The organism is Flavobacterium geliluteum (assembly GCF_017948595.1).
Classification (GTDB): domain Bacteria; phylum Bacteroidota; class Bacteroidia; order Flavobacteriales; family Flavobacteriaceae; genus Flavobacterium; species Flavobacterium flavipigmentatum.
Genome location: NZ_JAGFBV010000013.1, coordinates 64,992 through 91,507, shown reverse-complemented (window position 1 = coordinate 91,507; position 26,516 = coordinate 64,992). Strand labels below are relative to the sequence as shown.

At 32.0% G+C, this 26,516-nt stretch carries 26 protein-coding genes and 1 other RNA gene; 21 read left to right on the top strand and 6 right to left on the bottom strand.

Features of this window, described 5'->3' with window-relative positions; translation table 11 throughout:
• Positions 1-106 precede the first annotated feature (106 nt).
• The 17 genes from J3495_RS09790 (at position 107) to J3495_RS09710 (ending at position 15,871) form a co-directional block, all read left to right on the top strand.
• Positions 107-388, top strand: coding sequence for a GNAT family N-acetyltransferase (locus J3495_RS09790; protein ID WP_210666368.1), 282 nt, complete (start codon positions 107-109; stop codon positions 386-388).
• 12 nt (positions 389-400) lie between these two features.
• The gene (locus tag J3495_RS09785) at positions 401-613 is read left to right on the top strand and encodes a (4Fe-4S)-binding protein (protein WP_210666367.1); all 213 of its coding nucleotides are present in this window, start codon (positions 401-403) and stop codon (positions 611-613) included.
• Between the two features lie 9 nt (positions 614-622).
• Positions 623-1,804, top strand: coding sequence for a cation:proton antiporter (locus J3495_RS09780; protein ID WP_210666366.1), 1,182 nt, complete (start codon positions 623-625; stop codon positions 1,802-1,804).
• Positions 1,797-2,051, top strand: a complete 255-nt coding sequence (locus tag J3495_RS09775; protein ID WP_210666365.1) for a glutaredoxin family protein — start codon at positions 1,797-1,799, stop codon at positions 2,049-2,051. The genes J3495_RS09780 and J3495_RS09775 overlap by 8 nt, the downstream gene beginning before the upstream one ends.
• A gap of 134 nt (positions 2,052-2,185) precedes the next feature.
• Positions 2,186-3,232, top strand: coding sequence for an alpha/beta hydrolase (locus tag J3495_RS09770; protein WP_317192634.1), 1,047 nt, complete (start codon positions 2,186-2,188; stop codon positions 3,230-3,232).
• A 336-nt stretch (positions 3,233-3,568) separates the two neighbouring features.
• Positions 3,569-4,453 (top strand): pirin family protein, encoded by an 885-nt coding sequence (locus J3495_RS09765; protein ID WP_210666364.1) that lies wholly within the window; start codon positions 3,569-3,571, stop codon positions 4,451-4,453.
• A gap of 16 nt (positions 4,454-4,469) precedes the next feature.
• Positions 4,470-4,862 (top strand): OsmC family protein, encoded by a 393-nt coding sequence (locus J3495_RS09760; protein WP_210666363.1) that lies wholly within the window; start codon positions 4,470-4,472, stop codon positions 4,860-4,862.
• 74 nt (positions 4,863-4,936) lie between these two features.
• Positions 4,937-5,074, top strand: coding sequence for an SRPBCC family protein (locus tag J3495_RS19190; protein ID WP_236025435.1), 138 nt, complete (start codon positions 4,937-4,939; stop codon positions 5,072-5,074).
• A 412-nt stretch (positions 5,075-5,486) separates the two neighbouring features.
• The gene (locus J3495_RS09750; RefSeq protein ID WP_210666362.1) at positions 5,487-6,350 is read left to right on the top strand and encodes an alpha/beta fold hydrolase; all 864 of its coding nucleotides are present in this window, start codon (positions 5,487-5,489) and stop codon (positions 6,348-6,350) included.
• 107 nt (positions 6,351-6,457) lie between these two features.
• The gene (locus J3495_RS09745) at positions 6,458-6,985 is read left to right on the top strand and encodes a Crp/Fnr family transcriptional regulator (RefSeq protein WP_236025434.1); all 528 of its coding nucleotides are present in this window, start codon (positions 6,458-6,460) and stop codon (positions 6,983-6,985) included.
• 174 nt (positions 6,986-7,159) lie between these two features.
• Positions 7,160-7,549 (top strand): RidA family protein, encoded by a 390-nt coding sequence (locus J3495_RS09740; RefSeq protein ID WP_210666390.1) that lies wholly within the window; start codon positions 7,160-7,162, stop codon positions 7,547-7,549.
• 83 nt (positions 7,550-7,632) lie between these two features.
• Positions 7,633-8,508, top strand: coding sequence for an NmrA/HSCARG family protein (locus tag J3495_RS09735; RefSeq protein ID WP_210666361.1), 876 nt, complete (start codon positions 7,633-7,635; stop codon positions 8,506-8,508).
• Positions 8,509-8,880: 372 nt separating this feature from the next.
• Positions 8,881-10,107 carry a Pycsar system effector family protein gene (locus tag J3495_RS09730; protein WP_210666360.1) on the top strand — a complete coding sequence of 409 codons (1,227 nt, stop codon included), beginning with the start codon at positions 8,881-8,883 and terminating at the stop codon, positions 10,105-10,107.
• Between the two features lie 64 nt (positions 10,108-10,171).
• Positions 10,172-13,849 (top strand): metallophosphoesterase, encoded by a 3,678-nt coding sequence (locus tag J3495_RS09725; protein ID WP_210666359.1) that lies wholly within the window; start codon positions 10,172-10,174, stop codon positions 13,847-13,849.
• 10 nt (positions 13,850-13,859) lie between these two features.
• On the top strand, positions 13,860-14,774 hold the full coding sequence (locus tag J3495_RS09720) for a hypothetical protein (RefSeq protein WP_236025433.1): 915 nt from the start codon (positions 13,860-13,862) through the stop codon (positions 14,772-14,774).
• A 248-nt stretch (positions 14,775-15,022) separates the two neighbouring features.
• Positions 15,023-15,340 (top strand): Crp/Fnr family transcriptional regulator, encoded by a 318-nt coding sequence (locus J3495_RS09715; protein WP_210666358.1) that lies wholly within the window; start codon positions 15,023-15,025, stop codon positions 15,338-15,340.
• A gap of 237 nt (positions 15,341-15,577) precedes the next feature.
• Positions 15,578-15,871: a RidA family protein gene (locus J3495_RS09710; protein ID WP_317192633.1), complete on the top strand. Its 294-nt coding sequence runs from the start codon at positions 15,578-15,580 to the stop codon at positions 15,869-15,871.
• A 200-nt stretch (positions 15,872-16,071) separates the two neighbouring features.
• On the opposite strand, the gene J3495_RS09705 is transcribed toward J3495_RS09710, so the two are convergent.
• Positions 16,072-16,428, bottom strand: coding sequence for a winged helix-turn-helix transcriptional regulator (locus J3495_RS09705; protein ID WP_210666357.1), 357 nt, complete (start codon positions 16,426-16,428; stop codon positions 16,072-16,074).
• 108 nt (positions 16,429-16,536) lie between these two features.
• Here J3495_RS09705 and J3495_RS09700 point away from each other — a divergent pair, with 108 nt between their 5' ends.
• Both J3495_RS09700 and J3495_RS09695 read left to right on the top strand, forming a co-directional pair.
• Positions 16,537-17,166 (top strand): NAD(P)H-dependent oxidoreductase, encoded by a 630-nt coding sequence (locus tag J3495_RS09700; RefSeq protein ID WP_210666356.1) that lies wholly within the window; start codon positions 16,537-16,539, stop codon positions 17,164-17,166.
• A gap of 34 nt (positions 17,167-17,200) precedes the next feature.
• Positions 17,201-18,079: an NmrA/HSCARG family protein gene (locus J3495_RS09695; RefSeq protein WP_210666355.1), complete on the top strand. Its 879-nt coding sequence runs from the start codon at positions 17,201-17,203 to the stop codon at positions 18,077-18,079.
• 451 nt (positions 18,080-18,530) lie between these two features.
• Here the strand turns inward: J3495_RS09695 and topB are convergent, their stop codons facing one another.
• The 3 genes from topB to J3495_RS09680 form a co-directional block, all read right to left on the bottom strand.
• The gene (gene topB / locus J3495_RS09690; protein WP_210666354.1) at positions 18,531-20,618 is read right to left on the bottom strand and encodes a type IA DNA topoisomerase; all 2,088 of its coding nucleotides are present in this window, start codon (positions 20,616-20,618) and stop codon (positions 18,531-18,533) included.
• A 17-nt stretch (positions 20,619-20,635) separates the two neighbouring features.
• Entirely contained in the window at positions 20,636-22,105 is a 1,470-nt protein-coding gene (locus J3495_RS09685; protein WP_210666353.1) for a DUF3945 domain-containing protein, read from the bottom strand.
• A 76-nt stretch (positions 22,106-22,181) separates the two neighbouring features.
• Positions 22,182-22,490 (bottom strand): helix-turn-helix domain-containing protein, encoded by a 309-nt coding sequence (locus J3495_RS09680; protein ID WP_210666352.1) that lies wholly within the window; start codon positions 22,488-22,490, stop codon positions 22,182-22,184.
• A gap of 540 nt (positions 22,491-23,030) precedes the next feature.
• Here J3495_RS09680 and J3495_RS09675 point away from each other — a divergent pair.
• Complete coding sequence (locus J3495_RS09675) at positions 23,031-23,183, top strand: hypothetical protein (RefSeq protein ID WP_210666351.1); 153 nt, start codon at positions 23,031-23,033, stop codon at positions 23,181-23,183.
• Positions 23,167-24,723 (top strand): recombinase family protein, encoded by a 1,557-nt coding sequence (locus J3495_RS09670; RefSeq protein ID WP_210666350.1) that lies wholly within the window; start codon positions 23,167-23,169, stop codon positions 24,721-24,723. The genes J3495_RS09675 and J3495_RS09670 overlap by 17 nt, the downstream gene beginning before the upstream one ends.
• Here J3495_RS09670 and ssrA read toward each other — a convergent pair.
• Positions 24,678-25,074: a transfer-messenger RNA gene (ssrA, locus tag J3495_RS09665) on the bottom strand. The genes J3495_RS09670 and ssrA overlap by 46 nt on opposite strands.
• Before the next feature lie 64 nt (positions 25,075-25,138).
• Positions 25,139-26,344 carry a serine hydrolase domain-containing protein gene (locus tag J3495_RS09660; protein ID WP_210666349.1) on the bottom strand — a complete coding sequence of 402 codons (1,206 nt, stop codon included), beginning with the start codon at positions 26,342-26,344 and terminating at the stop codon, positions 25,139-25,141.
• Positions 26,345-26,516: the final 172 nt, after the last annotated feature.

The window sequence follows — 26,516 nt, the reverse complement described above, 5'->3', positions numbered from 1 at the left end:
CCAGTTAATTAACTTGTTTTCCAGAAAATTTTTCTTGGGGAATGATTTGGAAGACAAGTTATATCATTTTGTATTTAGTTCTTAAAAAAAAACTTAAAAAAAAATTATGGAAATACTACTAATAGAACGCGATTCAAAAGGTTTTGCGATGGCGCAAGAAAATGATAATCAATTAGGTATGATGACTTATTCTATTGCCAGTGAACAGTTGATTATCATAGATCACACTGATGTTGAGGCTGCATATAAAGGTAAAGATGTAGGGAAGAAAATGCTCTATAAAATCGTGGAGATGGCTAGAGAGAAGAAGAAAAGAATTATTCCCCTATGTCCATTTGCTGCGAAGATGTTCCAAAAACTAGATGACATAAAGGATGTACTACATTGATAAAAACGAACTATGGAAAATATCAAAGAATATAAGAAAGAAAATTTAAAAGTAATATGGAATCCAAAAAAATGTATCCATGCCGGGGTATGCGTAAAAATGTTACCAAAGGTCTATGACCCTAAAGCAAAACCTTGGATTACCCCAGAAAATGCTACTATAGAGGACTTAAAGAATCAAATTAATAATTGTCCTTCAGGCGCGTTGAGTTACAGAGAATCTTAAAAAAAAATTATGCAACACCACATTCTTATAAACATCTGCGCAATTTTTGGAATCGCTACAGCGGTTATAATTATATGCAGATTCCTTAAAATTAGATACATTATTGGCTATCTTATTACTGGTGTTTTATTAAGTCCAAATACCTCTACTTATTTTGCTAAAATGGAAGAGGTAGCTGTCTATGCCGAAATTGGAATTATACTTCTTCTATTTACAGTAGGACTTGAATTCTCATTTACTAACCTGAAAAAAATTCAGAAATATGTTTTGGGTGGTGGTAGTGCACAAGTATTTTTTACTATTGCTTTGACCGCGGGACTTATTTGGCTGGTGATGCAGCCCAATTGGGAAGAAAGTATATTTTGGGGATTTCTCTATTCATTAAGCAGTACGGCTATTGTTATAAAAACATTACAAGATTCCAACAAAATAACAACGCCGCATGGTAAATTTCTCTTAGCAGTATTACTTTTTCAGGATATTATAATTGTGCCACTAATGCTTTTTACTCCCATTATTGCGGGTGCAGGTGGAGACCCTTTGATTGCTTTATGTTGGTTATTAGGAAAGTTAGTTCTTATGGGCAGTATTGCCTATCTAATGGCTCGCTTTATTATTCCTTATTTCTTAAAGACGGTTATGAAAGTACAAAGTCAAGAAGTGTTTCTAATTGCCACTATCTTTATTGTAACAGGAATTGCACTAGTTACAGAACAATTGGGACTATCACTTGCTTTGGGTGCATTCATAGCAGGTTTAATAATTGCAGAAACGGACTATAATAATATGGCAATATCATGCTTTTTACCTTTTAGATATGTATTTATGAGTTTTTTTTTCATTTCTATGGGAATGTTACTGGATTACGAAATATTTGTTACCGATTTTCGCTGGATTATCTTCTGGACGCTTTTTACGTTTTCCGTAAAGACATTGGCGGGAATATTGGCAGTACGGATAATGAAAATTGAATGGAAGACTGCTTTAGCGGTGGGGTTTTCGATTGCTCAAATAGGTGAATTTTCTTTTGTATTGGCACAAAGTGGATTAAAGTATCAATTAATTAGTGCAAATAATTATCAAATATTTCTAGCAGTATCCATTATTCTTATGTCCGTTACTCCATTCATTGTATCGAATGCAGAAAAAATACACCCTTTACTAAAAAAAATTATAACTAAAAATGGATAAGTCGAAATTACAGTTATACGGAACTAACTGGTGTCCAAAATCGTCGGCACTTCGCAATTATATGCAAAGCAAGTGGGTTAATTTTGAGGACTATAACGTGGAAATAGATATGGAAGCAAATTTAAAAGTACGATCTCTATATGATGGGGAGTTAAAATTTCCCACTGTAATGTTTGGCGACGATTTCATTAAAAATCCAACAGTTCCGAAGCTAAACGAATTCTTAAAAAAGCACAATATCGTTTAATGTTTATTTATATGATAATTTAAAAACTTCAAACCATGACAGATCCAAGATTCCCAATTCTAGCACAGAAACAAATTAGAACCTTTAAAAATTAAGATGTCTTTAAACTAATTCAGTACTAAAAATTAATAAACATGAAACACATTAAACAATCATTAGCAGCATTTATTTTCACTTTAATTAATTTAAATACAAGTATTATGACACAAACAATTCCTGGAGAAAAAGATCCGAACATTTCAAAAGATACCCGTGTTTTTTTAAAAGCATTGAACAGTGGTGATGAACCACCATTGGAAAAATTAGCTCCCAAAGATGCCCGTCAAGTTCTTATAGGCGCCCAAAATTCAATATCTTATGACTATAGTGATATCGAAGAATCAGAAAGAGAAATTACACAAGATGGTAAAACGATGACTATACATATTGTAAAACCGCAAGGAGCAAACGATGACCTCCCTGTGTTTATGTTTTTTCACGGGGGTGGATGGGTACTTGGAGATTATCCAACACATAAACGTTTAGTTAGGGATTTAGTAGTACAAAGTGGTGCAGTGGCAGTATTTCCTGATTACACTCCTACTCCTGACGCTCAATTCCCTGTAGCTATTAATCAAGCTTATGCTGCAACTAAATGGGTCTCTGAAAATGGGAAATCAATCGGAGTTGATGGTTCTCGATTGGCAGTTGCGGGAAATAGTGTTGGAGGTAATATGTCTACTGTCGTAGCCTTAATGGCTAAGGACAAAAATGATTTTAAAATAGCTTTTCAACTTTTGTTATGGCCGCTTGTTGACGCTGATATGAACCGTCCATCTTACAAAAAATTTGCTCAAGGTAGATTTTTAACCACAGCTACAATGAAGTGGATGTGGGACATGTATTTAACTAAACCTGAAGATAGAAAACAAAAATATGTTTCTCCTATTAATGCTTCTTTAGAAGAATTAAAGGGATTACCACCAGCATTAATTCAGGTTGCTGAAAATGACATTTTATATGATGAAGGAGTTGCGTATGGGCGTAAGCTTGATGAGGCTGGTGTTCCAACAACTATTACAGTATATAAAGGGATGATACATGATTATGGTATGTTAAACCCATTATCACATATTCCAGCTGTTCAAGAAGCGTTGACCCAAGCTTCAGTAGTATTGCGTAAAGCATTGTTTACCAAATAAGATTTAAGTTAAAAGAAATAACGGTGCCAGCTAGGGTTGGCACTATTTTAAGAATTTCACAAAACACCCTTAACGAAAAGGGCTTTGTTGAAGATTTCAATCTAAAACAAAATTGTACGGATTGCAGGGATGGCGCTTATAAGATATTTCATAATGAATTTTAAATTGATGATTTATATAAGTTTGAAGTTTATTATTCCCGTACAGATGGTTCATCAGTTTTGTATATTATAACTTCAAAAAGATATGGTTTAAAAGGGCACTTATTAATTCATTTAGCATCTATGCCAATGCTACTACAGACGAAATGTTAAACAAACTAAAATTTAAGAACTAATGTCAAATATCAAACTAATAATCGAGGAGAGGGCTGCGGATGTAGGCAACTTTATAGTAGGCCGCTTGTTGCCTTTCCGTAAAAAGCGTATGGTAGGACCATTTATTTTTATCGACCATATGGGGCCAGTTACGTTAGACCCTTATGAAAATATGGATGTTGATATGCATCCGCATATAGGCTTGTCCACTTTAACTTTTCTATTTGAAGGAAATGTTCTTCATCGCGATAGTTTAGGGACTGTGAGAGAGATAAAATCAGGTGAAGTAAACTGGATGACTGCTGGAAAAGGAGTTGTACATTCAGAACGAACTCCCGATTACCTTCGGGACAAAGTAAAAACACTCCACGGTCTTCAAATATGGGTTGCCTTACCAAAAGAAGATGAAGAATGTGAACCCTCTTTTACACATATTGATGCCAATCTATTACCTTCTTGGAAGAAAGATAGCGTCAGTTTTAAACTGATTGCAGGAGAAGCGTTTGGGAAAAAATCACCAGTGCCTGTATACAGCCCCTTATATTTTGTTGAAATCAAGTCTAGTGAGACAAAAATGATCAATATTGGATCGCAACTGTACGGTGAAAGTGGCATATATATATTAGAAGGAGCTATAAAATCAGATGGGCATTCATATGGACCAAAACAAATTTTAGTGGCTAAAGATAATTCACTTTGTGAGTTTCAAATTGAAGCAAATACAATACTTTACATTTTTGGAGGAGAACCATTTCCAGAAGAACGTTTTATTGAATGGAATTTTGTGGCCACAAGCAAAACCTTAATTGAAAAGGCAAAAGAAAACTGGGTACAGGATAAATTTCCAATAGTGCCAAATCAAACAGTTAAAGTTCCTTTGCCTTCTCCAAGGCAAAAAAACTAATAAAAAAATAAATAAAATGAAAACTACAATTGTCAGTATAGGTAAACAAAAATACAAGACGGAGATTCAAGCTAAAAATCATATCATAGTAGCAGACGAACCTGTTGAGTTAGGAGGGCAAGATTTAGGTTTTACACCTACAGAATTATTAGAGTCTTCTTTAGCCTCTTGTACTGCCATGACTATTAGAATGTATGCCGATAGAAAGGGATGGGAACTAGATGGAGTTGAAATCAAAGTAGGATACAAAAAAAATGTAAACACTAATCAAATCACTTTCATTAAAGAGATTCAGTTATTTGGTAAACTTAGTAATGAGCAGCTGGATAAATTGATGGAAATAGGGGCAAAATGTCCCATAGAAAAGATTATTACAGGGAATATAGTGGTACAGTCTAATTTCATTTAAAATCATAATTATTTTAGATAATTAATGTGAAAAATTAAGCTTTTAAAAACGTTAAATATAACAAATTAGTTGTAATGGAAATCAAGACACAAATCATAATACATGCCTCACCTGATAAAGTTTGGGCAGTATTAACAGACTTTGAAAATTATCCCAATTTGAATTCCTTTATTAAAAGCATTACAGGAGAACCTGGGAGGGTAGTCAAATGACAGTAAGCATTGTTCCGCCAGAAGGCAAGAATATGAAATTTCAACCAACCGTATTAGCCTTTGAACATAACAAAGAATTTCATTGAATAGGAAAGTTATTGTTTAAAGGTTTATTTGACGCAGAACACAAGTTTGTACTCATAGATAACGGAAATGGTACAACTATCTTCAACCATAGCGAAACTTTTAAAGGAATACCGGTAGGTTTATTAAAAAAACAACTTAAAAACAACACTAAAAAGGGCTTTCAACTAATGAATGAAAACTTAAAGAAAAGAATAGAAAAGAAATTAAACCAGAGCAGACTATGAAAAATTTAAATCCTTTTTGCCTTTTGTTGTTGATATTCGTTTTAGGATGTCAAAAAAAAACAAATATAGAAAAACAAATAGTAATTAAAAAAGAAAGTAAAATGGAACAAACTAAATACAAAACATTGGATGTTAATGGAGTAAGCATCGCATATCGCGAAGCAGGAAATGCAAAAAAACCAACAATAGTATTGCTGCACGGTTACCCTTCCTCATCCCACCAATACAGAAAAGTTTTAGATCAACTTTCTGATGAATTTCATTTAATAGCACCCGATTACCCGGGGTTTGGAAATAGCGACTTTCCATCTCCCGAAGAATACGAATATACATTTGATAATATTGCACAAACGATGAACACTTTTTTAGAACTAAAAGGTATTGGTTCTTATGCAATAATGATGCAGGACTATGGCGCACCTATCGGATTTAGAATTGCAACAGCACACCCAAAAAGAGTAACTGCAATTATAACCCAAAACGGAAATGCGTATGAGGAAGGTATCGGAGAAATATGGAAAGGGATTAAAGCGCTTTGGGAAAACAGGAATGATAGTACCGAAAGGGCTCTACTGCCCGCTTTTACATTGGAAGGTTTAAAATGGGACTACACCCATGGAACCAGAAATCCCGAAAATGTTAATCCTGATACATGGCATTTGGATTATTTAAGAATGAACCGTCCTAATGCCCATAAAGTAAATTTAGATTTATGGTACGACTACCAAAATAACTTAAAACTCTATCCAAAATGGCAAAAGTATCTTAGGGATAATCAACCACCGTTATTAGTGGTTTGGGGAAAAAATGATGCGTACTTTCCCGAAAGTGGCGCTGAAGCTTTTAAAAAAGATGTAAAGAACGTTGACTACAATATTTATGATACAGGACATTTTGCTTTGGAAGAAGATGGAGATGAAATTATAGCAAAAATCAGAGATTTTATGCAAGGTGTAGGAATCTAATATAGCAGCTTAACCACAGAATTAATATATCATTATTTGGGTTTAATGTAAATAAAAAAATAAAAACTATTAAAGAATTAAGAAGACATATTGAAGAAATCATTCAATTGACAGAAAGTGAATTTGAATTGATTGCAACTTATTTTACAGAACGTAAATTTAAGAGGGGCGACTATGTTGTCCGTCAAGGGATAAAAGTTGATCATACCTTCTTTGTAGTGGAAGGTATGATGAAATTGATTTTTGATGATGAATCAGGCAAAGAGCATATATTGTCTTTTGCAATGGAAAATTGGTGGGAAACTGATTATTTGGCATTTCATAAAAGGACTCAAGCTACAATGTCACTAAAGTGTTTGGAGGATACTACTGTAATCTGTTTAAGTTTTGAAGATTATCATAATCTCTGTGCTGCAGTTTCCAAAATGGAACATTTTTTTCTGAATAAGGCGACATCTGGACATTTAGCTTCGCAGCAACGGATCTTATCATTATTAGCTTCCACTGCCCAAGAAAGGTATTTTAAGCTGATTCATAATTATCCATCCCTTACAAAGCGGGTTTCCAAAAGCCAATTGGCCTCTTATCTTGGGCTTTCAAGGGAAACTCTAAGTCGACTGTACAAAGGAAAATAAACAGTCACATATTTCTCTGAAAAATGTGATATGGGTCACAGGTAAAACCTTTTAACGAAAAATATCTTTGCATTTCAAATATAAATTAATATAAAAATGAGAAAAATTATTTTAACGATCCTTTTAATGAATTCAATAACCGCGATTTATTCGCAAAGTAAAAATCAAGAAAATATGGAAAAAAGAGTTATTAACCCCTGGACTTGGCAAAACGAACGCAGTTACAATCAAGCTATAGAAGTAACTAACGTTAAAGGTACATTGTATGTTTCTGGTCAAACTGCCATTAACGATGAAGGCATATCCAGTACTGCTGATATGAAAACCCAATTAGAGTCAGCAATTAAAAATCTAGAAAAAGTAATTTCTGAGGGTGGATATGAAGCTAAAAATATTGTAAAGCTTAACATTTATACAACTGCAACAGACGAACTTTTGCCTCATTTCAATATTTTACAAGACTGGATTGAAAAGAATGATATAAAACTGGCTCTGACTGTGCTTGAAGTAGTAAGCCTTTTCGAAACTTTGACGGTTGAACTAGAGGCTACAGCAGTAAAGTAACTTGAAAAGGTAAGGCTATCTGATAATATTACCAGAATACATGAATAACTTTTAGAATACGATAAACTTAAAAATTGGTAAAAATGAAAAAAAACATTGAAACTATTTTAGTAACAGGCGCAACAGGAAAACAAGGCGGTGCTGCAGCTCGTGAATTATTAAAATATGGATTTAAGGTTAAGGCACTTATTAGAGATAAGAATTCAAACGAGTCTAAAGACTTAGCTCAATTAGGAGCTCAATTAATTGAAGGAGATTGGTCGAATTTTGAGTCTTTAGAGATTGCATTAAATAATATAGATGCTGTTTATATGGTCTTACCACCGGTATGGGAAATGAATGAAGAAGAAGATAACAAAGAGGCCGATTTAGGAGTTGACTTCATAAATTTATTAAAAAATAAGAACATAAAGTTTGTCATTTATAGCTCTGTTATTATGTCTGATAGGCATAAGTCATTTCGTCCTAGATTTAAGCACACCATTGAAGAGCATCTATGGAACAGCGGATTGAAAGCTACAGTTTTACGTCCAGCTACTTTTATGGAAAATTTTTTGTTACCAGCTTCTGGGATAAAAGAAGGGAAGTTATATAATTTTATGCCAAAAGGGAGAAAAATTCCATATATAACTACAGAAGATATTGGAATATTTGCTAGAATCGTTTTTCAAAATCCAGAAAAATATGCTGGTCAAACATTAGATTTGATGGGTGATGAAATTGATGAAATCGAAATTTTGAACGCATTACAATCAAGTTTAGGGATAAATTTGGAATTAGTCCAACTCTCCTTAGAAGATTTAACGGCACAAAACCCTTTATTTGGCAGATTGATTGAAATGTTTACCTATGAACCATTTCCTGCAGTAGATATTGAAGATTTAAGGATCTTGAATCCGAAATTACGTTCATTTTCTTCATGGTTAGATCAATTTGGAAAATCAAAATTTATTAAATAAAATTATACGGGAGTTAACGTCTTAGGTGTTGGTTTGCCTGTAACGTGTATGATACAGTATACAAATAAGTATTAATTAGTTACGACAACACTTTTGAATCTCGGGTTATTAGAACCTGCAGAGGGTACTCAAAAATTCCCTCTGTATATGAGGTTTATTAATATCTAAAGTGTAGAAAAAATATTAGATTTTTTTGGACAATATATTTTTAGTACTTACATAGTTTAATTTTTTAGAATTTAGGAGTGATGAAAAGAAATACCAAAAGCTAAACATTAACTCTAGCTAAAATGTAATCAAGGTATTCAATTAAATATGACTAATAAAATCAGGATTCATAAACACTAATTTAACATTAAAAGACCTAAAAAAATGAATGAAAAATTATCCAAAATCAGAGAGTATGCTTTTGAAATTCTTACAAAATATGAAAATCTAAACCCATACAATAATCTTAATAGACTTTTTAGAATAGAAAATTACATTAAAAAAATTATCGAAAAAGATAATTTAATAGAAAGTGATAAAGACAATCTTTTTGCTGCCTTATATTTTTTGTTAATAGAGCAAGCAGAAAGCACATCAACAGATCTAGATTTCGAAAAAGAAACAATAAAAATAAATGAGGTGATAAATCTTTTTCAGGAAAAATTTAAGATGAAAATCGATGATATGGTTAAAACTATAGCAGTGCAAGCATTGCCAATAAATGTCCCTATAACTATTGAAGCAAAAATTTTAGTAGATGCTATAATTATGGACTTTGCTGACGATAATTGCAAAGGAAGAATAAAACTAATGTACGAGCAAATTTTATTACATGATTTTAATGTATCTCGAACTAGCTGGTATGATACTATAATCCCTATTATAGAAAATTATAAGGCACATACCGATTATGCAAAAGATAATGTAAAACCCCAAATTGAAAAATTGGTAAAAAATTTAAAGAAAGAAAAAAAAGAAGTTGTTCATGTTAATGAAAAAATTATTCAAAAAGAATTAAATATTAGTGATGATGAAATTCAAAAGTTAAAAAAAGAAATTGCTAAAACAAAAGACCGAGACGACAGAGGCATACAAACTTTATTTCGTACAACTTCTAAAAATCATTACACATTAAATCAAATGGTTGACAGCAAGGCCAGAATAATGATTACTGTAAACTCTATTATTTTATCATTGGTTTTAGGAGGAATAATTGGGAATTTCGACGAATCAAAAATCTTAAAATACCTACCTATCTTTATTTTTTCACTAGTAAATCTTGTATCAATAACCTTCGCAATAATTGCAATTACACCTTCAAAAACGCAGGGAAATTTTTCAGAAGAAGATATCAGAAGTAAAAAGGGAAATTTATTGTACTTCGGAAACTTTCATGATATGCATTATCGTGATTTTGAATGGGGTTTTTTACAATTATTGAATGACAAGAATTATTTGTACACATCAATGATTAGAGACTATTACTATCAGGCTCAAGGACTTAACAAAAAATATAAATATATTAGGGTTTCTCTATATACATTCATTATCGGTTTGGGTTTCGCAATTTTAATGCAGGCGGTATTTAGAGGATTAGATTATATATGGTAAAATAAGTTGAACATATTTATTAAAAATCATACTAAAAATAATTTTCTATTAATTCACTATCATCATGAAACAATTAATACCAAAATTTAGATATCTAATCATTCTACCATTGATTCTATCAAGCTGTGTATCAAGTAAGCATCAAGAAAAAAAGGCTTTAAACAATACTGTGCCTCATTCTGAAAATGAAATTGAGCATAGTTTTTATTTAATAGGTGATGCTGGAAACGCTCAACAAGGCAGCAGTGAAACAACGCTAAAACAGTTAAAAAAATATTTAAGTATAGGTGATGAAACTGCAACAGTACTTTTTTTAGGCGATAATATTTATCCAAATGGTCTACCAGAAAAGGATACTCCAAAGAGGAACTTAGCTGAATACCAATTGAAACTTCAGACTGAAAGTGTAAAAGAATTTAAAGGAAGAACCATTTTTATTCCAGGAAATCATGACTGGTATAATGATGGCAATAAAGGATTAAAAAGAGAACAAGAATTTATTGAAAAAGAACTTGGAAAAAATAGTTTTTTACCTAAAGATGGTTGTCCAATAAAAACAATTGATATTAGTGATGATATTGTTTTAATAATTGTGGATTCGCAATGGTACATAACCAACTGGGATAAGTATCCAACAATTAATGATAATTGCGAACTTAATAGTCGAAATTTGTTTCTAGACGAGTTTCGTAGTGAAATTAAAAAAGCAAGAGGTAAAACAACATTAGTGGCAATCCATCATCCCATGTTTACAAATGGACCTCACGGTGGACAATATGCTTTAAAAGATCATTTAAAACCATTTCCAATACTGGGAACGCTTAAAAATTTAATTCGTTCAACAAGTGGAATATCAAATGCTGATTTATCAAACAAATTTTACAACGAACTTAAAAAAAATATAGTAGCTGCTTCACAACAAAATGAAAAAGTAATTTTTATTTCGGGTCATGAACACAATTTACAATACTTAATACAAAATAATATTCCTCAAATTGTAAGTGGTTCGGGATCTAAAACTTCGGCAACACGGAGCAAAAATGAGAATCAGTTTTCTTGTGCCGAAAATGGTTTTGCGCTACTTGATATTTATAAAAATGGTTCTTCAAGAGTTCGATTTATTTCATCAATTGATAATAAAACAGAATTTGAAACTCAAATTTACCAACCAGATGCAATCAAACAAAAAGTAGAATATCCTATTGTAGAAAAAGAATACGTGCAAAAATCAATACTTACAATTGAAGAAACAACAAAAAGTAAAACCTATAATTTTCTTTGGGGAAAACGTTTTTCAGAAGATTACAGCGTGCCAGTAACAGCAAAAGTAGTTTATCTTGACACGCTTTTTGGAGGTTTAACTCCAACAAGAAAAGGAGGTGGTACGCAATCTAAGACTTTACAGTTAGTGGCAAAGGATGGAAAACGCTATGTCATTAGAGCTATGAAAAAACAAGCATCACAATACATTCAAGCAGCCTTATTTAAAAATCAATTCGTAGGAGGACAATTTGAAAATACATTTTCTGAAAGTTTAATTCAACATGTTTTTACAGGTTCTTATCCGTATATTCCTTTTGTAACTGGTAACTTATCAAATGCAATTGACTTAGCTCATTTAAATTCAAAACTATATTACATACCCAAACAAAAGTCATTAGGCTATTTTAATAACGAGTTTGGAGACGAGTTATATTTATTTGAAGAGCATGCCTCTAACGGACATTTGGAATTGGGATCTGGAAATTTTACGGGTAAAATTTTGAGTACAATTGATATGATGAAACAAATACATAGTGATGAATCTACAAAAATTGATGAAAAAGAATACATCAAAGCACGGCTATTTGATATGTTAATTGGCGATTGGGATAGACATCAAGACCAATGGCGCTGGCTAGAATTTCAAGAAGAGAAAAAGACAATCTACAAACCTTTGCCGAGAGATAGAGATCAAGCATTTTCCAGAATGTCAGATGGATTTATACTTAGTGCAGCCGTAAAATTAATTCCAACCGCAATACTATTAAGAAAATATAATACCGACTTAAAAGATGTAAAGGGATTCAATATAGAACCTTATCCTTTAGATATGGCACTCATAAAGAATTCAACAAAAGAAATTTGGGACGAACAAGTTAATTTTATTAAAAATAATTTGACAGATAAAGTTGTTGAGGATGCCTTTAGCAATATACCTAAGGAAGTAAACCAAAAAACCATTGAAGAATTAAAAGAATTATTTAAAAGCAGAATCAAAAACTTACCATTAATTTCAGACAGATATTTTAAACTGATTAATAAATATGCAGTAATTACTGCAACAAACAAAGATGATTATATCAAAATTGAAGCTTTTGAAAACGGAGAAGTTTCAGTAAAAATAGCCAGAAAAAAAGACAAAACTATCAAAGACGAGTTTCATAATAAAATGTATTATCCTGTTCTAACTAAAGAAATTTGGATATATGGTTTAGATGATACTGATACTTTTGAAGTTATTGGAAAAAGTAAAAAAATTAAAATAAGATTAATTGGAGGGCAAAACAATGATGAGTATATGGTTGAAAATGGGGAAAACATTATTATTTACGACTATAAATCTAAAAAAAATAATTTTGAAAATGCTTCAAAAGCAACTGTAAGGCTCCAAGATAAATATAATATAAACGTATACGATTATAAAAAACTTAAAAACAACACCAATCAACTAATACCTATAATTGGAGCAAATCCCGACGATGGTCTGAAAATTGGTGCAGCAAATACGTTCACAATATTTGGTTTTGAAAGAAACCCATTTACAAGCCAACATAAGTTACTAGCAGCTTATTATTTTGCAACAAATGGTTATGAACTAAATTACTCAGCGGAATTTGCAAATTTAATTGGCAACACAAATTTAGTTATACAATCCAAATTTAACAGTCCAAATTTCAGTCAAAATTTTTTTGGTTTTGGAAATGAAACCAGTAACAACGATGATGATTTAAGTTTAAATTATAATAGAGTAAAAATAAGAGAAATAAGTCTAGCTCCTTCTTTAGTTTGGAAAGCTTATGGCGGAAGTAGATTAAGTTTAGGTTTAAAATACGAGTCCATTGAAGTAGAAGAAACGAATAACCGTTTTGTAGAAAATAATACCGAACTACCTTCCTATATTTTCGAGGCCAATCAATTTGCAAGTATAAACACTAAATTTCATTTTGAAAATTACGATAACAAAGCCTATCCAACAAATGGAATGTCTACTACAATCGAACTTGGATATAAGTCAAGTTTAGAATATGATAAAATAAATTTTGTTTATTTAATTCCTGAGATTAGTTTTACTCATAAATTAAATGCAACTGGCAGATTGGTAATAGCCACTAACATAAAAAGTCACATTAATTTCAACAACAATTTTGAATTCTACCAAGCAGCGTCTATTGGAGGAACAGATGGTTTAAGAGGTTTCAGAAACCAACGTTTTTCTGGGAAACAGTCATTATACCAAAACACAGATATTCGATATAGCTTCAATACAGTAAAAACAGGATTATTACCAATCAGATATGGTGTTTATACAGGTTTTGATTACGGGAGAATTTGGTTAGACACAGAAAATTCTAAAAAATGGAATAATTCCTATGGAGCTGGATTATTTATAAATGGTGCAGAGATCTTGTCCGCTAATTTAGGTGTATTTAATTCAATAGATGGTGTAAGATTTGCCTTTAGTTTAGGGTTTGGATTTTAAAGAGTGTACAATGAAATATATAAATTTATTAATTGTCGTAGTTTTCTTTATTTGTTGCACAAATAGGAATAAAACAGAGAAATGCAATAACACGGTTAAACTTCCCAATTCACTCAAAGAAGTTTCGGGAGTGGGCTTTTGGGATAAAGAATTATTTTGCATTCAAGACAGTGGAAATAAAAATGAAATTGTTGTATTGGATACTTTCGGAAATAGCAATAGAAAAATTACCATTCTCAATGCAAAAAATATTGATTGGGAAGATTTGACTTTTGATAAAAAAGGAAATTTATACATAGGTGATTTCGGAAATAATGAAAACAAAAGAAAAGATTTAACTATTTATAAAATTAATAACACTGAGCTTTATAAAAATAGTGCCAATTACGAATATAAAATCACTTTTAATTATCCAGAACAGAGGGAATTTCCACCCAATAAAAAAAACTTATTTTTTGATTGTGAGGCTTTTTTTGAATTTGAAAATAATTTTTATTTATTCACAAAAAATCACGGTAAAAATTTTGACGGTAGCAGTTTAGTGTATAAAATCCCAAACAAAAAAGGCAATCACAATGCAGAACTTATTGATACAATTTATACTGATTCAAAACATAAATCCTTTGCTATTACAAGTGCCGCAATAGCTTCAAATCAAAAGAGTTTTGTAGTGTTAACACACTCAAAGATATGGCACTTTAGTATCAATAATTCTTCAATTACAAATTCAAAAAGCAGTTCGATAAGTTTAGATAGCAATTCTCAAAAAGAAGCTATTTGTTTTAAAAACGATCAAACAGTTCTAATTGCTGACGAAAAAGTTAAAAATACAGGCGGGAATTTATATACGATTAGCATAAAAAATCAAGTAGAACTAACTGTAGATCTAAATGAAAAACTTTTTCTTAATACGTTGGATAAATAAAAAAATAGACAATTTTTTAAGTAATATATTTTACTGAATCAATTAATTTATAAGAAGAATAATGTAATTTGAATGCAACTAGATTGAACCCAAAAATCTCAAAAATTGTTAGCCGAACTCAGCGAGCAACTTAACTTTATTGACCTAAAAATTGATGATGAAATTAAAAGTTATGAAAAATCGATGGAAATAATTTTGAATATAAAAGAATGTTTAAGATTGAAAAACAACTATAAAAATAGTGTAGTATGGACAATTTATTTAGAACACACCTTGAAAAAATTATTACACTTATTAATGATGAGTTCGAATATTTGATGCCACATTTTTCATTAATGGACTTCAAAAGACGTGACTTTCTTATTAGAAAAGGCGAAAAGGTGACGTATTTATTTTGGGTGCTTTCCGGGATTGTAAAACTTGAATATGAAGATGAAACAGGGAAACAACATTTGATAGGTTTTGCAATGGAAGATTGGTGGGAAGTTGATTTTCATGCATTTTTCAACCAAAATTCGGCAACAATTGCACCCAAGCTCTTGAAGATACTCAAGTCCTTTGTGTAACTCTTAATAATTGTTTAAAAAATAATTGTGATAAATGTCACGAAAAGCAAACAGAGCTTTTTAGGAACTTTGTTTTATTAATTTAAATCTGAGAGCATGAAAAGATTTACTAAGATTATAGCACTTGCACTATTACCTGTAGCAGCACTTATGGCGCAAAATAAAAAAGAAAGACAAATGGAAAAGAGGGAACTCAGTCCCTGGCAATAGCAGGATAAACTATGCTATGTGTAGGCTGTGGAGGTTAAAATTGTAGAGAATGCGTTATATGTATCAAGTCAAGCTGCTGTTCATGGCGATGGAACCTCTAGTAATGCTGATATGCGTACCCAACTTAAATTAGCGATACAAAATTTGGAAAAGGTTGTAATTCAAGCAGGTTGTGAACCTAAAAATATTGTTAGACTTACTGTTTATACAACTTCATCTGATGAATTTATTAAAAACTGTTTTGATTTATTTCAAGATTTTATTGCAAAAGCATGGAATGAAACAAACCGTTACTCTCCTTCAAGTAGTGGCTTTATGTGAAACACTAATTGTAGAGTTGGAAGCTGCAGTTGTGAAATAGTAGATTAATAAAAGCATAAATTTTATAATACATTATTTAAATAAGTTAAAAATCAGTAATGGTAATGTAACCATAATCATAATAAGTATGATTTAACAAGTTATTTTTAACACTATTCCAAAAAGTGCGTTTATTGAAATGTCTCTTCCTTTACAATTTATTAAGTTTTATTGTTCATTTTTTTTCTATGTTCCGTTCCCCAATTTGCTAGTACTTGTGTGACGTTTTTTAATGTTGCTCCATATTTTGTTATTTCATACTCCACCGTAACAGGTTGTGTATTTTGTACTGTTCTTGTTATCAGTCCATTAACTTCTAATTCTTTCAATTCTCGACTAAGCATTTTACCTGATATACCTGTTACTTTATTAAGCAAATCAGTATATCGCATTATATCAAAGCAAAGGCAAGCAATTATGGATATTTTCCACTTTCCACTTAAAATGTCCATTGCATCGTGTATTGCCAATATTGCTTTTCCGCATTCTTTGATTGGCGATTTATCTTCTGTTTCCATAGTTTGTCATTTAGTTACTCTTTTGTCACTATTACTTTATGACACAAAGTTACTTTTATAAACTAATTAAATGTAATTTTGCACCAATAATTTTAAAAAAATAAAATAATGAAATTAATAGAAGCGTTGAATTGGCGATATGCCACAAAAAAATTTAGTACAAAAAAAGTATCAAATGAAAAAGTACATGAAATAATAGAAGCAATAAATTTATCTGCATCCTCTGTAGGGATGCAAACATACCGAGTCTTGGTTATTGAAAATCAAGAATTGAGAAAAGAATTGGGAAAAGATTCTTTTAATGCTCAAATTATTGAAGCCTCACATCTTTTGGTGTTTGCTGCTTTTGAAACTGTTACAGAAGAAATGATAGACAACTATATTCAATTTGTAGCAAATGAAAGAGATATGTCTGTAGATGATTTGGTCGATTTTAAAACGGCTATTAAGGGCGGAATTCTTCACAGAACTGATGAAGAACACTTTACTTGGTCGGCAAAACAAGCTTACATTGGTTTGGGTACTGGTTTAATTGCAGCCGCTAATTTAGAAGTAGATTCTACTCCAATGGAAGGTTTTGATACAGAGAAATTCGATAGCATTTTGGGGTTAAAAGAAAAAGGACTGAAAAGTGTCGTGCTACTTGCTTTGGGATATAGAGATGCAGAAAATGATTACATGGTCAACTTAAAAAAAGTAAGACTCCCATTAAGTGAATTTGCAATTGAAATAAGTTAAGTAATGAATTCTAAATTAATACAATATTAAAAAAATGATCAAGAGTATTTTAGTAACAGGCGCTACTGGACAACGAGGTGGCGCTACTGTTCAAGAATTGTTAAAATTTGGATTTCAAGTAAAAGCATTTATTAGAAATAAAAATTCACCTAAAGCGAGAGAACTGACAAAATTAGGCGCAGAATTAATTGAAGGTGATTTGTTAAATTTTGAAACTTTTAAAACTACATTAAATGAAGTAGATGCAGTTTACATGATATTGCCACCTGTATGGGATATGAATGAAGAAGAAGATAACAAAGAGGCTGATTTAGGAATTGCTTTTATAGATTTAATGAAAGAAAAAAAAATAAAGTTTGTTATTTATAGTTCTGTTTTTATGGCTGATAAACATAAGTCATTTCGTCCTAGATTCAAACATACTATTGAAGACCATCTTTGGAAAAGTGGATTGAAAGCTACCGTTTTACATCCAGCAACTTTTATGGAAAATTTTTTAATGCCAAGCTCGGGCATAACCGAAGGAAAATTATACAACTTTATGCCACAAGGTAAAAAAGTTCCCTATATCTCAACAGAAGATATAGGAATATTTGCTAGAATTATTTTTCAAAATCCAGATAATTACGCTGGTCAGACTATAGAATTGCTGGGTGATAAAATTGATGAAATAGAAATTTTGAATGCATTACAAACAAGTTTAGGAATAAATTTGGAATTGGTTCAACTCTCTTTAGAAGAATTAACCGCACAAAATCCTTTATTTGGTAAATTAATAGAAATGTTTACCTATGAACCATTTTTATCTGTACATTTAGAAGCTTTAAGAATATTAAATCCAAAACTACTCTCATTTTCTTCATGGTTAGAAGAATTTGGGAAATCTAAATTTATTACACAAAGCTTATATTAGGTTCCTGTCGTTAAGTACTTTGTCACTTATCAAATGCTTCGATGTAGCAAATTAAAACATACATTAATTGTTTTTTAACAAACTTCGCACCACAGAAATAAACTAATTCATATTTATAGAGTGTATCTCCGCATCTTTATAAAAGGTTTCCAAAATTTCTAGACTAACTTTAATCGCAATATCTGAGCCAAGTATTTCAGAAGCCATTGCTGACCCTTGTTCAGACAAATTATATGTCAAATTACGTCTACCCGGTAGTAAAATGTCCTTTAGTATGTTTAAAGTAAAAAGAATCATTAAGCCTATTAATATTCATTTTACTCCTTTGTTTTGGTTCTTTTTTCCGACCTTAATACTGGAGCGAGGTCGCTATACAGCATTACTTGTTTACCACGTAGAGTATAAATCAGGTCTTTTATTTCTTCGGCTGAACTAAGAGGTTTATTATCCATCACTTGTTGTTGATTTTATTTTTGACAAATTCGAAAGAAGTTTTAAAATCTTCATTCAACACGATATAAGCATCGAATTTTTTTCCGGTTTTGCTTTCCATTCCTATAATAAGTGAAGTTTTGTTTTCTCTAATAAGAGATTCAATATCGGCTATACCTATTTGTTTGCCACACACATTTCGAAACTGCACCCAGTTACACCCTTCATCTGGACATTTGACAATCTTGTCACGAATAATGAGTTGTTGGTTTTTACATTTCGGACAAATTAGTTTAGGCAATTTAGGTTGAGTAATTGAAGTTTGTAACAATTCATTGGTAATAGATGATGTGTAAGTTTCTATTTTTCTTTGAAATGCTCTAGCATCTGCTTCGTTATTTTCGATTTTCTGTAATGCGAGTTCCCATTCAGCAGTCATTGCCACATTAGCAATTTTTTTATCTTTGACTAATTCATAAACTAGTATTCCTTTTTCTGTTGGTATTAAAGATTTCTTTTCCCTTTGGATATAATTTCGACTAAATAGTGTCTCAATTATTGATGCCCGTGTTGCAGGTGTGCCAATGCCAATATTTTGCAGGGCTATACGTTCATTTGCATCTTCGATTTCTTTTCCAGCTGTTTCCATAGCTGATAAAAGCCCAGCTTCTGTGTATAGTATAGGTGGTTTAGTTTTCTTTTCGAAAACGGTCGATTCTTTGATTTTAAGTTCATCTTCATTCTTTAATGCAGGTAAATCCTGCAAATGTTCGGTGTCATCGTCTGTGAAACTCCCTTTTATCAAACGCCAACCTGGTTCAATTATCTTACAGCCTTTTGAAGTAAATTCATAATGTAAAACCTGTAATAAAATATCTGTAATCTCTTTGGTGCAAGATTGGGAAATTGCTTCCAATAGTCGAAAAGCAATCATATCATAAACTGCATTTTCCTTTGCATTTAAAGCTGATGGTATTTTTTCTGTTATTAATAATCCGTGATGGTCAGTTACTCGCAAATCATTCACGATACGTTTATTAAAACGTCCCCATTTTACTCGGGTTATAGCCTTTTTGCAATTTTCTCTGTCTTGCAATGCCCTAACTAAGTCTGGGATTTCGGACCACAAATCTTCAGGAATATATTTACTTCCAGTACGTGGATAGGTTATAAATTTCTTTTCGTAAAGGCTTTGTGCAATATTTAATGTTTCTTCTGCGGAAAGATTTAGTTTTTTATTGGCTTCTTTTTGTAAACCTGTAAGGTCAAAAAGCAACGGTGGTTGTTCTGTTACATTTTTAAATTCTATGGAAGTAACCGTTGCAGTATTTCCATTTCTTTCGATTGTACGCAATGTATCATCTGCCAGCTTTTTTTCGTTCCATTTGGTTGTGGAAATACTCTTAAAAACTGTCATTTCTTTGTTATGTAACAATTGTATCTGCCAATATTTCTTTATCTTGAAATTCATGTTGTCAAGATAACGCCTACATATCAAGGCGAGTGTTGGTGTCTGCACTCTCCCAAGTGAATAAACTCCATTCCCTGCAACTATGCTCAACGCCTGTGTAGCATTTATACCTAAAAGCCAATCAGCACGACTTCTGCCTTGAGCCGATTGATACAACCCATCAAATTCTTTTCCGTTTTTCAGGTTATCAAAGCCTAGTTTAATTGCTTTTTCAGTTAGTGAGCTTATCCATAGGCGTTCAAAAGGTTTATTGCATTTTAAGTATTCGTATATATACCGAAAGATAAGTTCACCTTCGCGACCTGCATCCGTAGCTACTATGATACTATCACACTTGATAAAAAGCTCGTTGATAATCTTCAGTTGCTTTAAAGCACCTGTATCTGAGGTATATTTTATATCTTTTTTCACTTTACGGACGGTCAATAAAAAAGGATTAGGAAGTATAGGAAGAGAGTTTTTTTGAAAACCTGATATTCCATAATCTTCAGGCATTCCTAATGCAATTAAATGTCCAAACGCCCAAGTTACACAATAGCCATTTCCTGTAAGGTAACCTTCCTCTTTATCGTTTGCTCCCAACAAGCTGGCTATCTCCCTTGCTACGCTTGGTTTTTCCGCTATTATTACTTTCATTTTTTCATTTTTTGTGATTACATTTTTCTACCTTTTGATTTTGCAGGAGCTTGTAGCTTTTCCTGTTCTTCTTGTTGCTTTTTGCTATCATGTGATTTTTGACCTGATTTAAAAGGTTCTTTAATATTTTTCGTTGCTTCGTTGGTTTTACCATCTGAATTTACGGCGGTTTGTGTTTTATGGGCATCGATCGGTTTTGCCTGCTCTTTCAACTTATTCGGATTTTGGAATGAGAAATCGATTTTATTGGTTTCCTTATTGAAACTGATGTAACCATTGTATTGCTTACCTTTTTTATCTACCAGTCCGCTTACATAAATAGTTTGTCCATCTTTGAACTTTTGGTGTTGTTCATCAGCCAGTTCTTTACCTCTGAATGTTTTTGGAGCTTCTTGAGATTGGCTTTTTCCTTGCTGAGTGTTTTGTTTGCTATCTTGTGATTGTTGTTTGGAATTACTTCTGTCAAACAAAAACTCTACATAACGTTTGTCAGCATTGAATTGGACAGTTGCCCCAAATTCAGTTCCTTTTTTGGAAATCATTCCTTCTAACTCAAGTGATTTGCCTTCCGTTAAAGTTTGCTTTTGTGCATCATCTAGTTTTACACCTTTGATTTCATCAGGAATTTTTATGAAATCTGTTTTTAATGCGACCAGTTCGTTAGTCAGCCTATCTAAGCTAACAATTGATGGGATAGTCTCACCTGTTTTAGGATTAATTAAGTCAACGATACGCCCCATATTACCTGTAGTTAGCAAATTATTTTTGTCTTCCTGAGTAAATTTGTGCCCGAAGAATTCAAAGTTCAGATTAGGCTCTTTTCGGATACCGTGAATAGCCATAACCACCTTGCCATCTTCTCCTAATTGAAGCGACAGACGTGCATCCATACGTGTAATGGCTGTGCCGAGGTTAAGGTTAATTGGAACCAATTCATTGGTCTTGTAGCCTTTTAATAGTGGTTCTAATAGATTTAATTTTTCCAGCTTTTCTTTGCTTAGTCCTAGATTGGACATTGTTTCCCAATCTATCTGTTCTGGTTTGAAGCGATACTCGCTTGGTTCCGAAAATGTTTGTGTTGTTGCCATTTTATTTTGATTTTCTTGTTTATAATCTTTTGTTGTTTCAGTTTTTACCTCATACTGCTTGATCAATTCTTCACCTTTGCTAGTGGGGTTTTTTACTTTTTTTTGTATCTCCTTTGCTGTATTAATAGCAATGGGTTCTGGAACTTTAAAGAATGAAAAATTAGTAGGGTTTTTTATCTGGCTAATAAAATTGGTAAAGAAATTTGAAAATAAATCTCCGTGTTTATCTACCCGCATAAATTGGTTCTGATTTTTCTTGTTGGCATCTATAGTTTCTAATTTCCCATTTTCATCAATTCCTTTAACTGCTTGAATCTTCATTTTTTCCTTATCAAATACTAAAAATATATCTGATAGCTGTTCAGGTATTTGATCTTTTTCAATAGTTACTTCACTCATAGTTTAAAATTTAAAGTTCTAAAATAGTTTAAGCTTTTAAGCTTTTAAATTAGTTGACACTGAATGGCACTGCTTGTCATTTATTGGCTTTCATTTTGGTCATGGGCGTCGTAAAGCTCTCTCTGATAAATTGATGCACGTCAGATAATTTATAGTAAATTTTTCCACTTATTGTATAATAAGATAGCTTTCCGATGGATCGATAACGCTGAAGAGAACGGTTGCTTATTTTGAGCATTTGGAGCAAATCCTGATTGTCAAGTAATTCTTCACCATCTATACTACTCCTTTGCTTTTTCATATCATTGATATGTTCATCCATTACATCAAAACGTCCCATAATTCTTTCCATCCACGCTATAAATTCCATTTTGTCAATATTCATAATAATATGGTTTAATAGGTTCGTCTAATTGATTCCAAACTCTTTCATTTATATTTATAATTTTAATTACACTATTATTTATTTTTTACTTTACAAAATTGAGAAGTATGGAGAAGATTGTTAACCAAGTTTTACCAATTGGTGTGACTAATTTTTATTTTTGAAGAAATCATTATAAAATTTGGAGTAGTGTTCTTTTTTGTGGGATTGTAGTTTGTTTAATATTTAAAAACTATCTTTTTTACCAATTGACAGACTTGGGTATAAAGAATGTTATACATGAATAACTTGTAGTTCATAGAGAAATTAGATCAATTTTCTTTTGTTTAAAATGTATTCCATTTTGTAGTTTGACGAGTAATTATTCATTCATTATAATTAATGTTGTAAACTTCTTCATAATCTTTTGTCACTACCTAAGTATTTTATCACGACTTATAGTCGTGTCAATAAAAGACAAAAAGAGCCAATGAGGGACATTCTGATTCAATTGATTGAACCTTTCATTAGATTTATTTTCATTAAGGTAAAAGGAGGTAAATGATGGAAGAGAAAGACGAGAACCCAATTGACTCACAAATAGAGGTGTTAAACTATGATATGGAGAGAGTAAATGAACAGAAATTAATAAATTTGCTGATTGAAATTATTGTTACCATAACTTTAAAAGAATTAAATGAAAAAAGCGATTAGATATTTAAGATTTAGTCAGTTAGGACAAAGTAATGGTTCCATTGAACGACAAGAGCTTTACACGGATCAATGGTTAAAATTTAATAATGTTGAATTAACTGATACTTTTATTGATAGGGGGAGGAGTGCTAAGACATTTGATAGACCGGATTTTATCAAACTTCAAGAGTTCATCAGTAAGCATTTTAAAACTGTTGACTATCTTTTGGTCGACCAAATGGACAGGTTTAGTAGAGATGCTGGTGAGGCAATGAGTATGGTTAAGATGCTTCAAAGAAAATATAATATTCAAGTAGTTAGTGTTACGGAAGGAATAACATTTGATTACGATACGCCAGGGAGTTTTTTCAGAGCAGGATTACAATTGTTGCTTGCCGAAGAGGATAATATAAATAGGAGTATTAAAATAAGGGGAGGACTCTACACCGCTAGAGCGAAAGAAGGCCGTTATATTGGGATTAAAGCTCCTTATGGGTATATAAAATTTGGAGAAGGAAAAGGGCGAAAGTTAATAATTGAAGAAGCAGAAGCAAAAGTTGTGACATTTATGTACGATGCTTATCTACATGACACACCACTTTACATCATTAAAGAACAAGTTTTGAAGTTAGGGTTTAAGGCAAAAGGAAATACGGCTGTTGAAAGAGTGCTTACAAATCCTGTCTATGCAGGTATGTTGCAAGTTCAAGGATATAAAGAATATCCTGGCGGAATTTTTCCAGGTATACACGAAGCTATTATTGATAAAACTACTTGGCAATTGGTGCAAAGTAAAATGAAAAGGCCTGAAAAAGTTAGAGTAATATTAGATGAAAATTTACCACTTCGAGGAATCTTAAGATGTCATTGCGGAAACCTACTAACAGGTGCTCCATCAAGGGGTAAATCTGGCAAATATTTTAATTATTATAAATGTAAAATTTCAAAGCATAATAATATAAGTGCAACAAAAGCCCATACACAACTGGCGGAAATATTTGAATTAATGAGTTTACCAGAAAATATTTTGTCTGAAATAAAACAGTCTTCTACTTTAGCCATAGAAGAAAATTTAAAATCTAATAAATTGACAATAGAACAAAAGAAACTTTTGCGGGAAGAGACTGAAGAAAAGATGTTTTCAGTAGAAGAAAAGTGGATTAAAAATGAGATTACAAAAGACACTTATGATAGATGGTATGCTACTTATAGCGGTACTATTCATTCATGTAAAGATGCAATTGAGCGTTTGAGCAAAGTGGAAACAAACGCATTCAAAATTTTATATAAAAAATTACACTTGCTTGGAGATCTTAAATCTATATATACCAATGCAAATATTATCCAAAAAAGAGAATTTGTCAAATTGGTGTTCGACAGCAATTTATACTATGAGGAAGGTGTCTATCGAACACCTACTATGATACCGATAATGTCTCGGAATCACCTGTTAATGCAGGAAAAAGGCTTGTTGATTTACAATAAAAAAAGGGATGATTTTCCAATCATCCCATCCAGTGGAGTCGCCGGGAATCGAACCCGGGTCCAAACAAGCAACTAAAGAGCTTTCTACACGTTTATTTCCTGATTAGATTTTCGATAGTATGCTGGGCCAGAAACAGCCACATACTACTTAGCTTCTTAATTTCGAAAACCACCCAAAGCTAGTGATAATCTAGGTCTATTTTTACGGTTCCCCTGTACTGACCGCCACAAACCAAGGCTTTCAAGGAGAATCCAGCTTTCCTATCTGATAGGAACGTGGCTTAATCTTACTATAATTCGGATTATGCAGCTAAAGCGTAGTTATTTTCGCCGTGTAAAAGTGTAAGATCTTATATTTACGAGCAAGGTCTCAATGCTCGACGTGCTTACTTTCCAATTCGACTTGCTGTCAAAACCAGTCGACCCCAAAAATGAGTTTGCAAATTTAGACTTTTTGAACTTAGTTTTGTAATAAATCTTTCAGAAATTTTTTATTCCGCTTCTTCCTTAAATTTAAACGGATAGTCGCCAAAAATCGGCGCTAATTTGCGAATAGCATACGTTTTTCGAGTCATTTTATTTGATAAGGCAATAATAGTAACGTGCTCTTTCATCAATGTAATGTATGAAGAAGTATTTCCGTGCCACCAACCGTTATGAAAATAGAAATTCTGTCCGGTCTCCCAGTTAATCATCCTAATTCCTAATCCATAGTTTTTTTGTCCTTGTCGTTCGTTGCTGTAACCTGTATATACTTCTTTGAGCAAAGCAGGTTTTAGAAAATCGGGTGAATTTCTCGCACGATCAAATTTTAATAAATCTCTCGGTGTAGAAAAAATATTTTTATCGCCATACACACAATCCAGATAATCAAAACCAATTTCGGCATTATTCCCTTTATACGATGGCACTATTTTTTCTCTGTCTTTTTCGTTATCAAAAACATAGGTATTTGTCATGTTCAGAGGCTTAAAAATCATCTGATACATGGCTTCTTTGTAGCTAAGTCCGGTAATCTTTTCGATAATCAGTGCCAACATAGCATAATTGGTGTTGCAATATGCAAAACGAGTACCAACAGGAGCTTCTAAACCTATGTTCTTGGTGGCCAGAATCTCCAGAATGTCTTTATTTGTTAATTGATTGTGCCTGTCCCAAACCGATTTGTCCCTGTCTGTAAAATAGGCGTAGTTTCGCATCCCGCTTCGGTGGCTTAACAACATTCTAATCGTACATTCATCATAAGGAAATGTCTTCAGAATCGTATTTACTTTTTGATCTAAAATAATTTTTCCCGCATTGACCAATTTTAAAACCGCAGTCGCCGTCAAAACTTTAGTTACAGATGCAATGTGTACAGGAGTAGTAGCGGTTATCTTAGTGCCTTCGTTTTTATTGGCGTAACCATTGTACCTTTCAAAGAGAATATGACCGTTTCTAGCCACCAAAAAGCTTCCGTTCATGCTATTGTTGGGCCAGTTTTTGGTGTAAAAATGATTTATACTTCCTTTTATCGAATGAATATAATTGGCTGGTAATCTTTTTTCGCGACCTAAAGGTTTCATTTTAGGGAGCGTATCTTCTATCGTTGAGACGGTTTTTTCTTTAGGTTTATTATTGTTCCCGCAACTACTTAAAACTAAAATTAGGAAAAGTATTTGTGGTATATTTGTTTTTTTAAGGAAATTCATTTGCATCGTTCTTTAAAAACAAATATATAGAATTCAATAGTTATGTTTTATCGTTTTTGTGAAGTTTCTAAGGTTGATTAGACAATTTTATTAATCCATTTTTATCTATTTGTTTGTGCATCAGATTATAAAGGCTTTTGCATTTTTAAATTTAGTAGAGGAAAATAAAAATTTAACT

Excerpts from the sequence above, each read along its gene's own strand:
- J3495_RS09675 (WP_210666351.1), top strand. The coding sequence starts at position 23,031 with ATGATGGAAGAGAAAGACGAGAACCCAATTGACTCACAAATAGAGGTG.
- J3495_RS09775 (WP_210666365.1), top strand. The coding sequence starts at position 1,797 with ATGGATAAGTCGAAATTACAGTTATACGGAACTAACTGGTGTCCAAAA.
- J3495_RS09660 (WP_210666349.1), bottom strand. The coding sequence starts at position 26,344 with ATGCAAATGAATTTCCTTAAAAAAACAAATATACCACAAATACTTTTC.
- J3495_RS09725 (WP_210666359.1), top strand. The coding sequence starts at position 10,172 with ATGAAACAATTAATACCAAAATTTAGATATCTAATCATTCTACCATTG.
- J3495_RS09780 (WP_210666366.1), top strand. The coding sequence starts at position 623 with ATGCAACACCACATTCTTATAAACATCTGCGCAATTTTTGGAATCGCT.
- J3495_RS09750 (WP_210666362.1), top strand. The coding sequence starts at position 5,487 with ATGGAACAAACTAAATACAAAACATTGGATGTTAATGGAGTAAGCATC.
- J3495_RS09695 (WP_210666355.1), top strand. The coding sequence starts at position 17,201 with ATGATCAAGAGTATTTTAGTAACAGGCGCTACTGGACAACGAGGTGGC.
- J3495_RS09685 (WP_210666353.1), bottom strand. The coding sequence starts at position 22,105 with ATGAGTGAAGTAACTATTGAAAAAGATCAAATACCTGAACAGCTATCA.
- J3495_RS09705 (WP_210666357.1), bottom strand. The coding sequence starts at position 16,428 with ATGGAAACAGAAGATAAATCGCCAATCAAAGAATGCGGAAAAGCAATA.
- J3495_RS09765 (WP_210666364.1), top strand. The coding sequence starts at position 3,569 with ATGTCAAATATCAAACTAATAATCGAGGAGAGGGCTGCGGATGTAGGC.
- J3495_RS09670 (WP_210666350.1), top strand. The coding sequence starts at position 23,167 with ATGAAAAAAGCGATTAGATATTTAAGATTTAGTCAGTTAGGACAAAGT.
- J3495_RS09790 (WP_210666368.1), top strand. The coding sequence starts at position 107 with ATGGAAATACTACTAATAGAACGCGATTCAAAAGGTTTTGCGATGGCG.
- J3495_RS09785 (WP_210666367.1), top strand. The coding sequence starts at position 401 with ATGGAAAATATCAAAGAATATAAGAAAGAAAATTTAAAAGTAATATGG.
- J3495_RS09715 (WP_210666358.1), top strand. The coding sequence starts at position 15,023 with ATGGACAATTTATTTAGAACACACCTTGAAAAAATTATTACACTTATT.
- J3495_RS19190 (WP_236025435.1), top strand. The coding sequence starts at position 4,937 with ATGGAAATCAAGACACAAATCATAATACATGCCTCACCTGATAAAGTT.
- J3495_RS09740 (WP_210666390.1), top strand. The coding sequence starts at position 7,160 with ATGGAAAAAAGAGTTATTAACCCCTGGACTTGGCAAAACGAACGCAGT.
- J3495_RS09700 (WP_210666356.1), top strand. The coding sequence starts at position 16,537 with ATGAAATTAATAGAAGCGTTGAATTGGCGATATGCCACAAAAAAATTT.
- topB (WP_210666354.1), bottom strand. The coding sequence starts at position 20,618 with ATGAAAGTAATAATAGCGGAAAAACCAAGCGTAGCAAGGGAGATAGCC.
- J3495_RS09770 (WP_317192634.1), top strand. The coding sequence starts at position 2,186 with ATGAAACACATTAAACAATCATTAGCAGCATTTATTTTCACTTTAATT.
- J3495_RS09720 (WP_236025433.1), top strand. The coding sequence starts at position 13,860 with ATGAAATATATAAATTTATTAATTGTCGTAGTTTTCTTTATTTGTTGC.
- J3495_RS09735 (WP_210666361.1), top strand. The coding sequence starts at position 7,633 with ATGAAAAAAAACATTGAAACTATTTTAGTAACAGGCGCAACAGGAAAA.
- J3495_RS09760 (WP_210666363.1), top strand. The coding sequence starts at position 4,470 with ATGAAAACTACAATTGTCAGTATAGGTAAACAAAAATACAAGACGGAG.
- J3495_RS09680 (WP_210666352.1), bottom strand. The coding sequence starts at position 22,490 with ATGAATATTGACAAAATGGAATTTATAGCGTGGATGGAAAGAATTATG.
- J3495_RS09730 (WP_210666360.1), top strand. The coding sequence starts at position 8,881 with ATGAATGAAAAATTATCCAAAATCAGAGAGTATGCTTTTGAAATTCTT.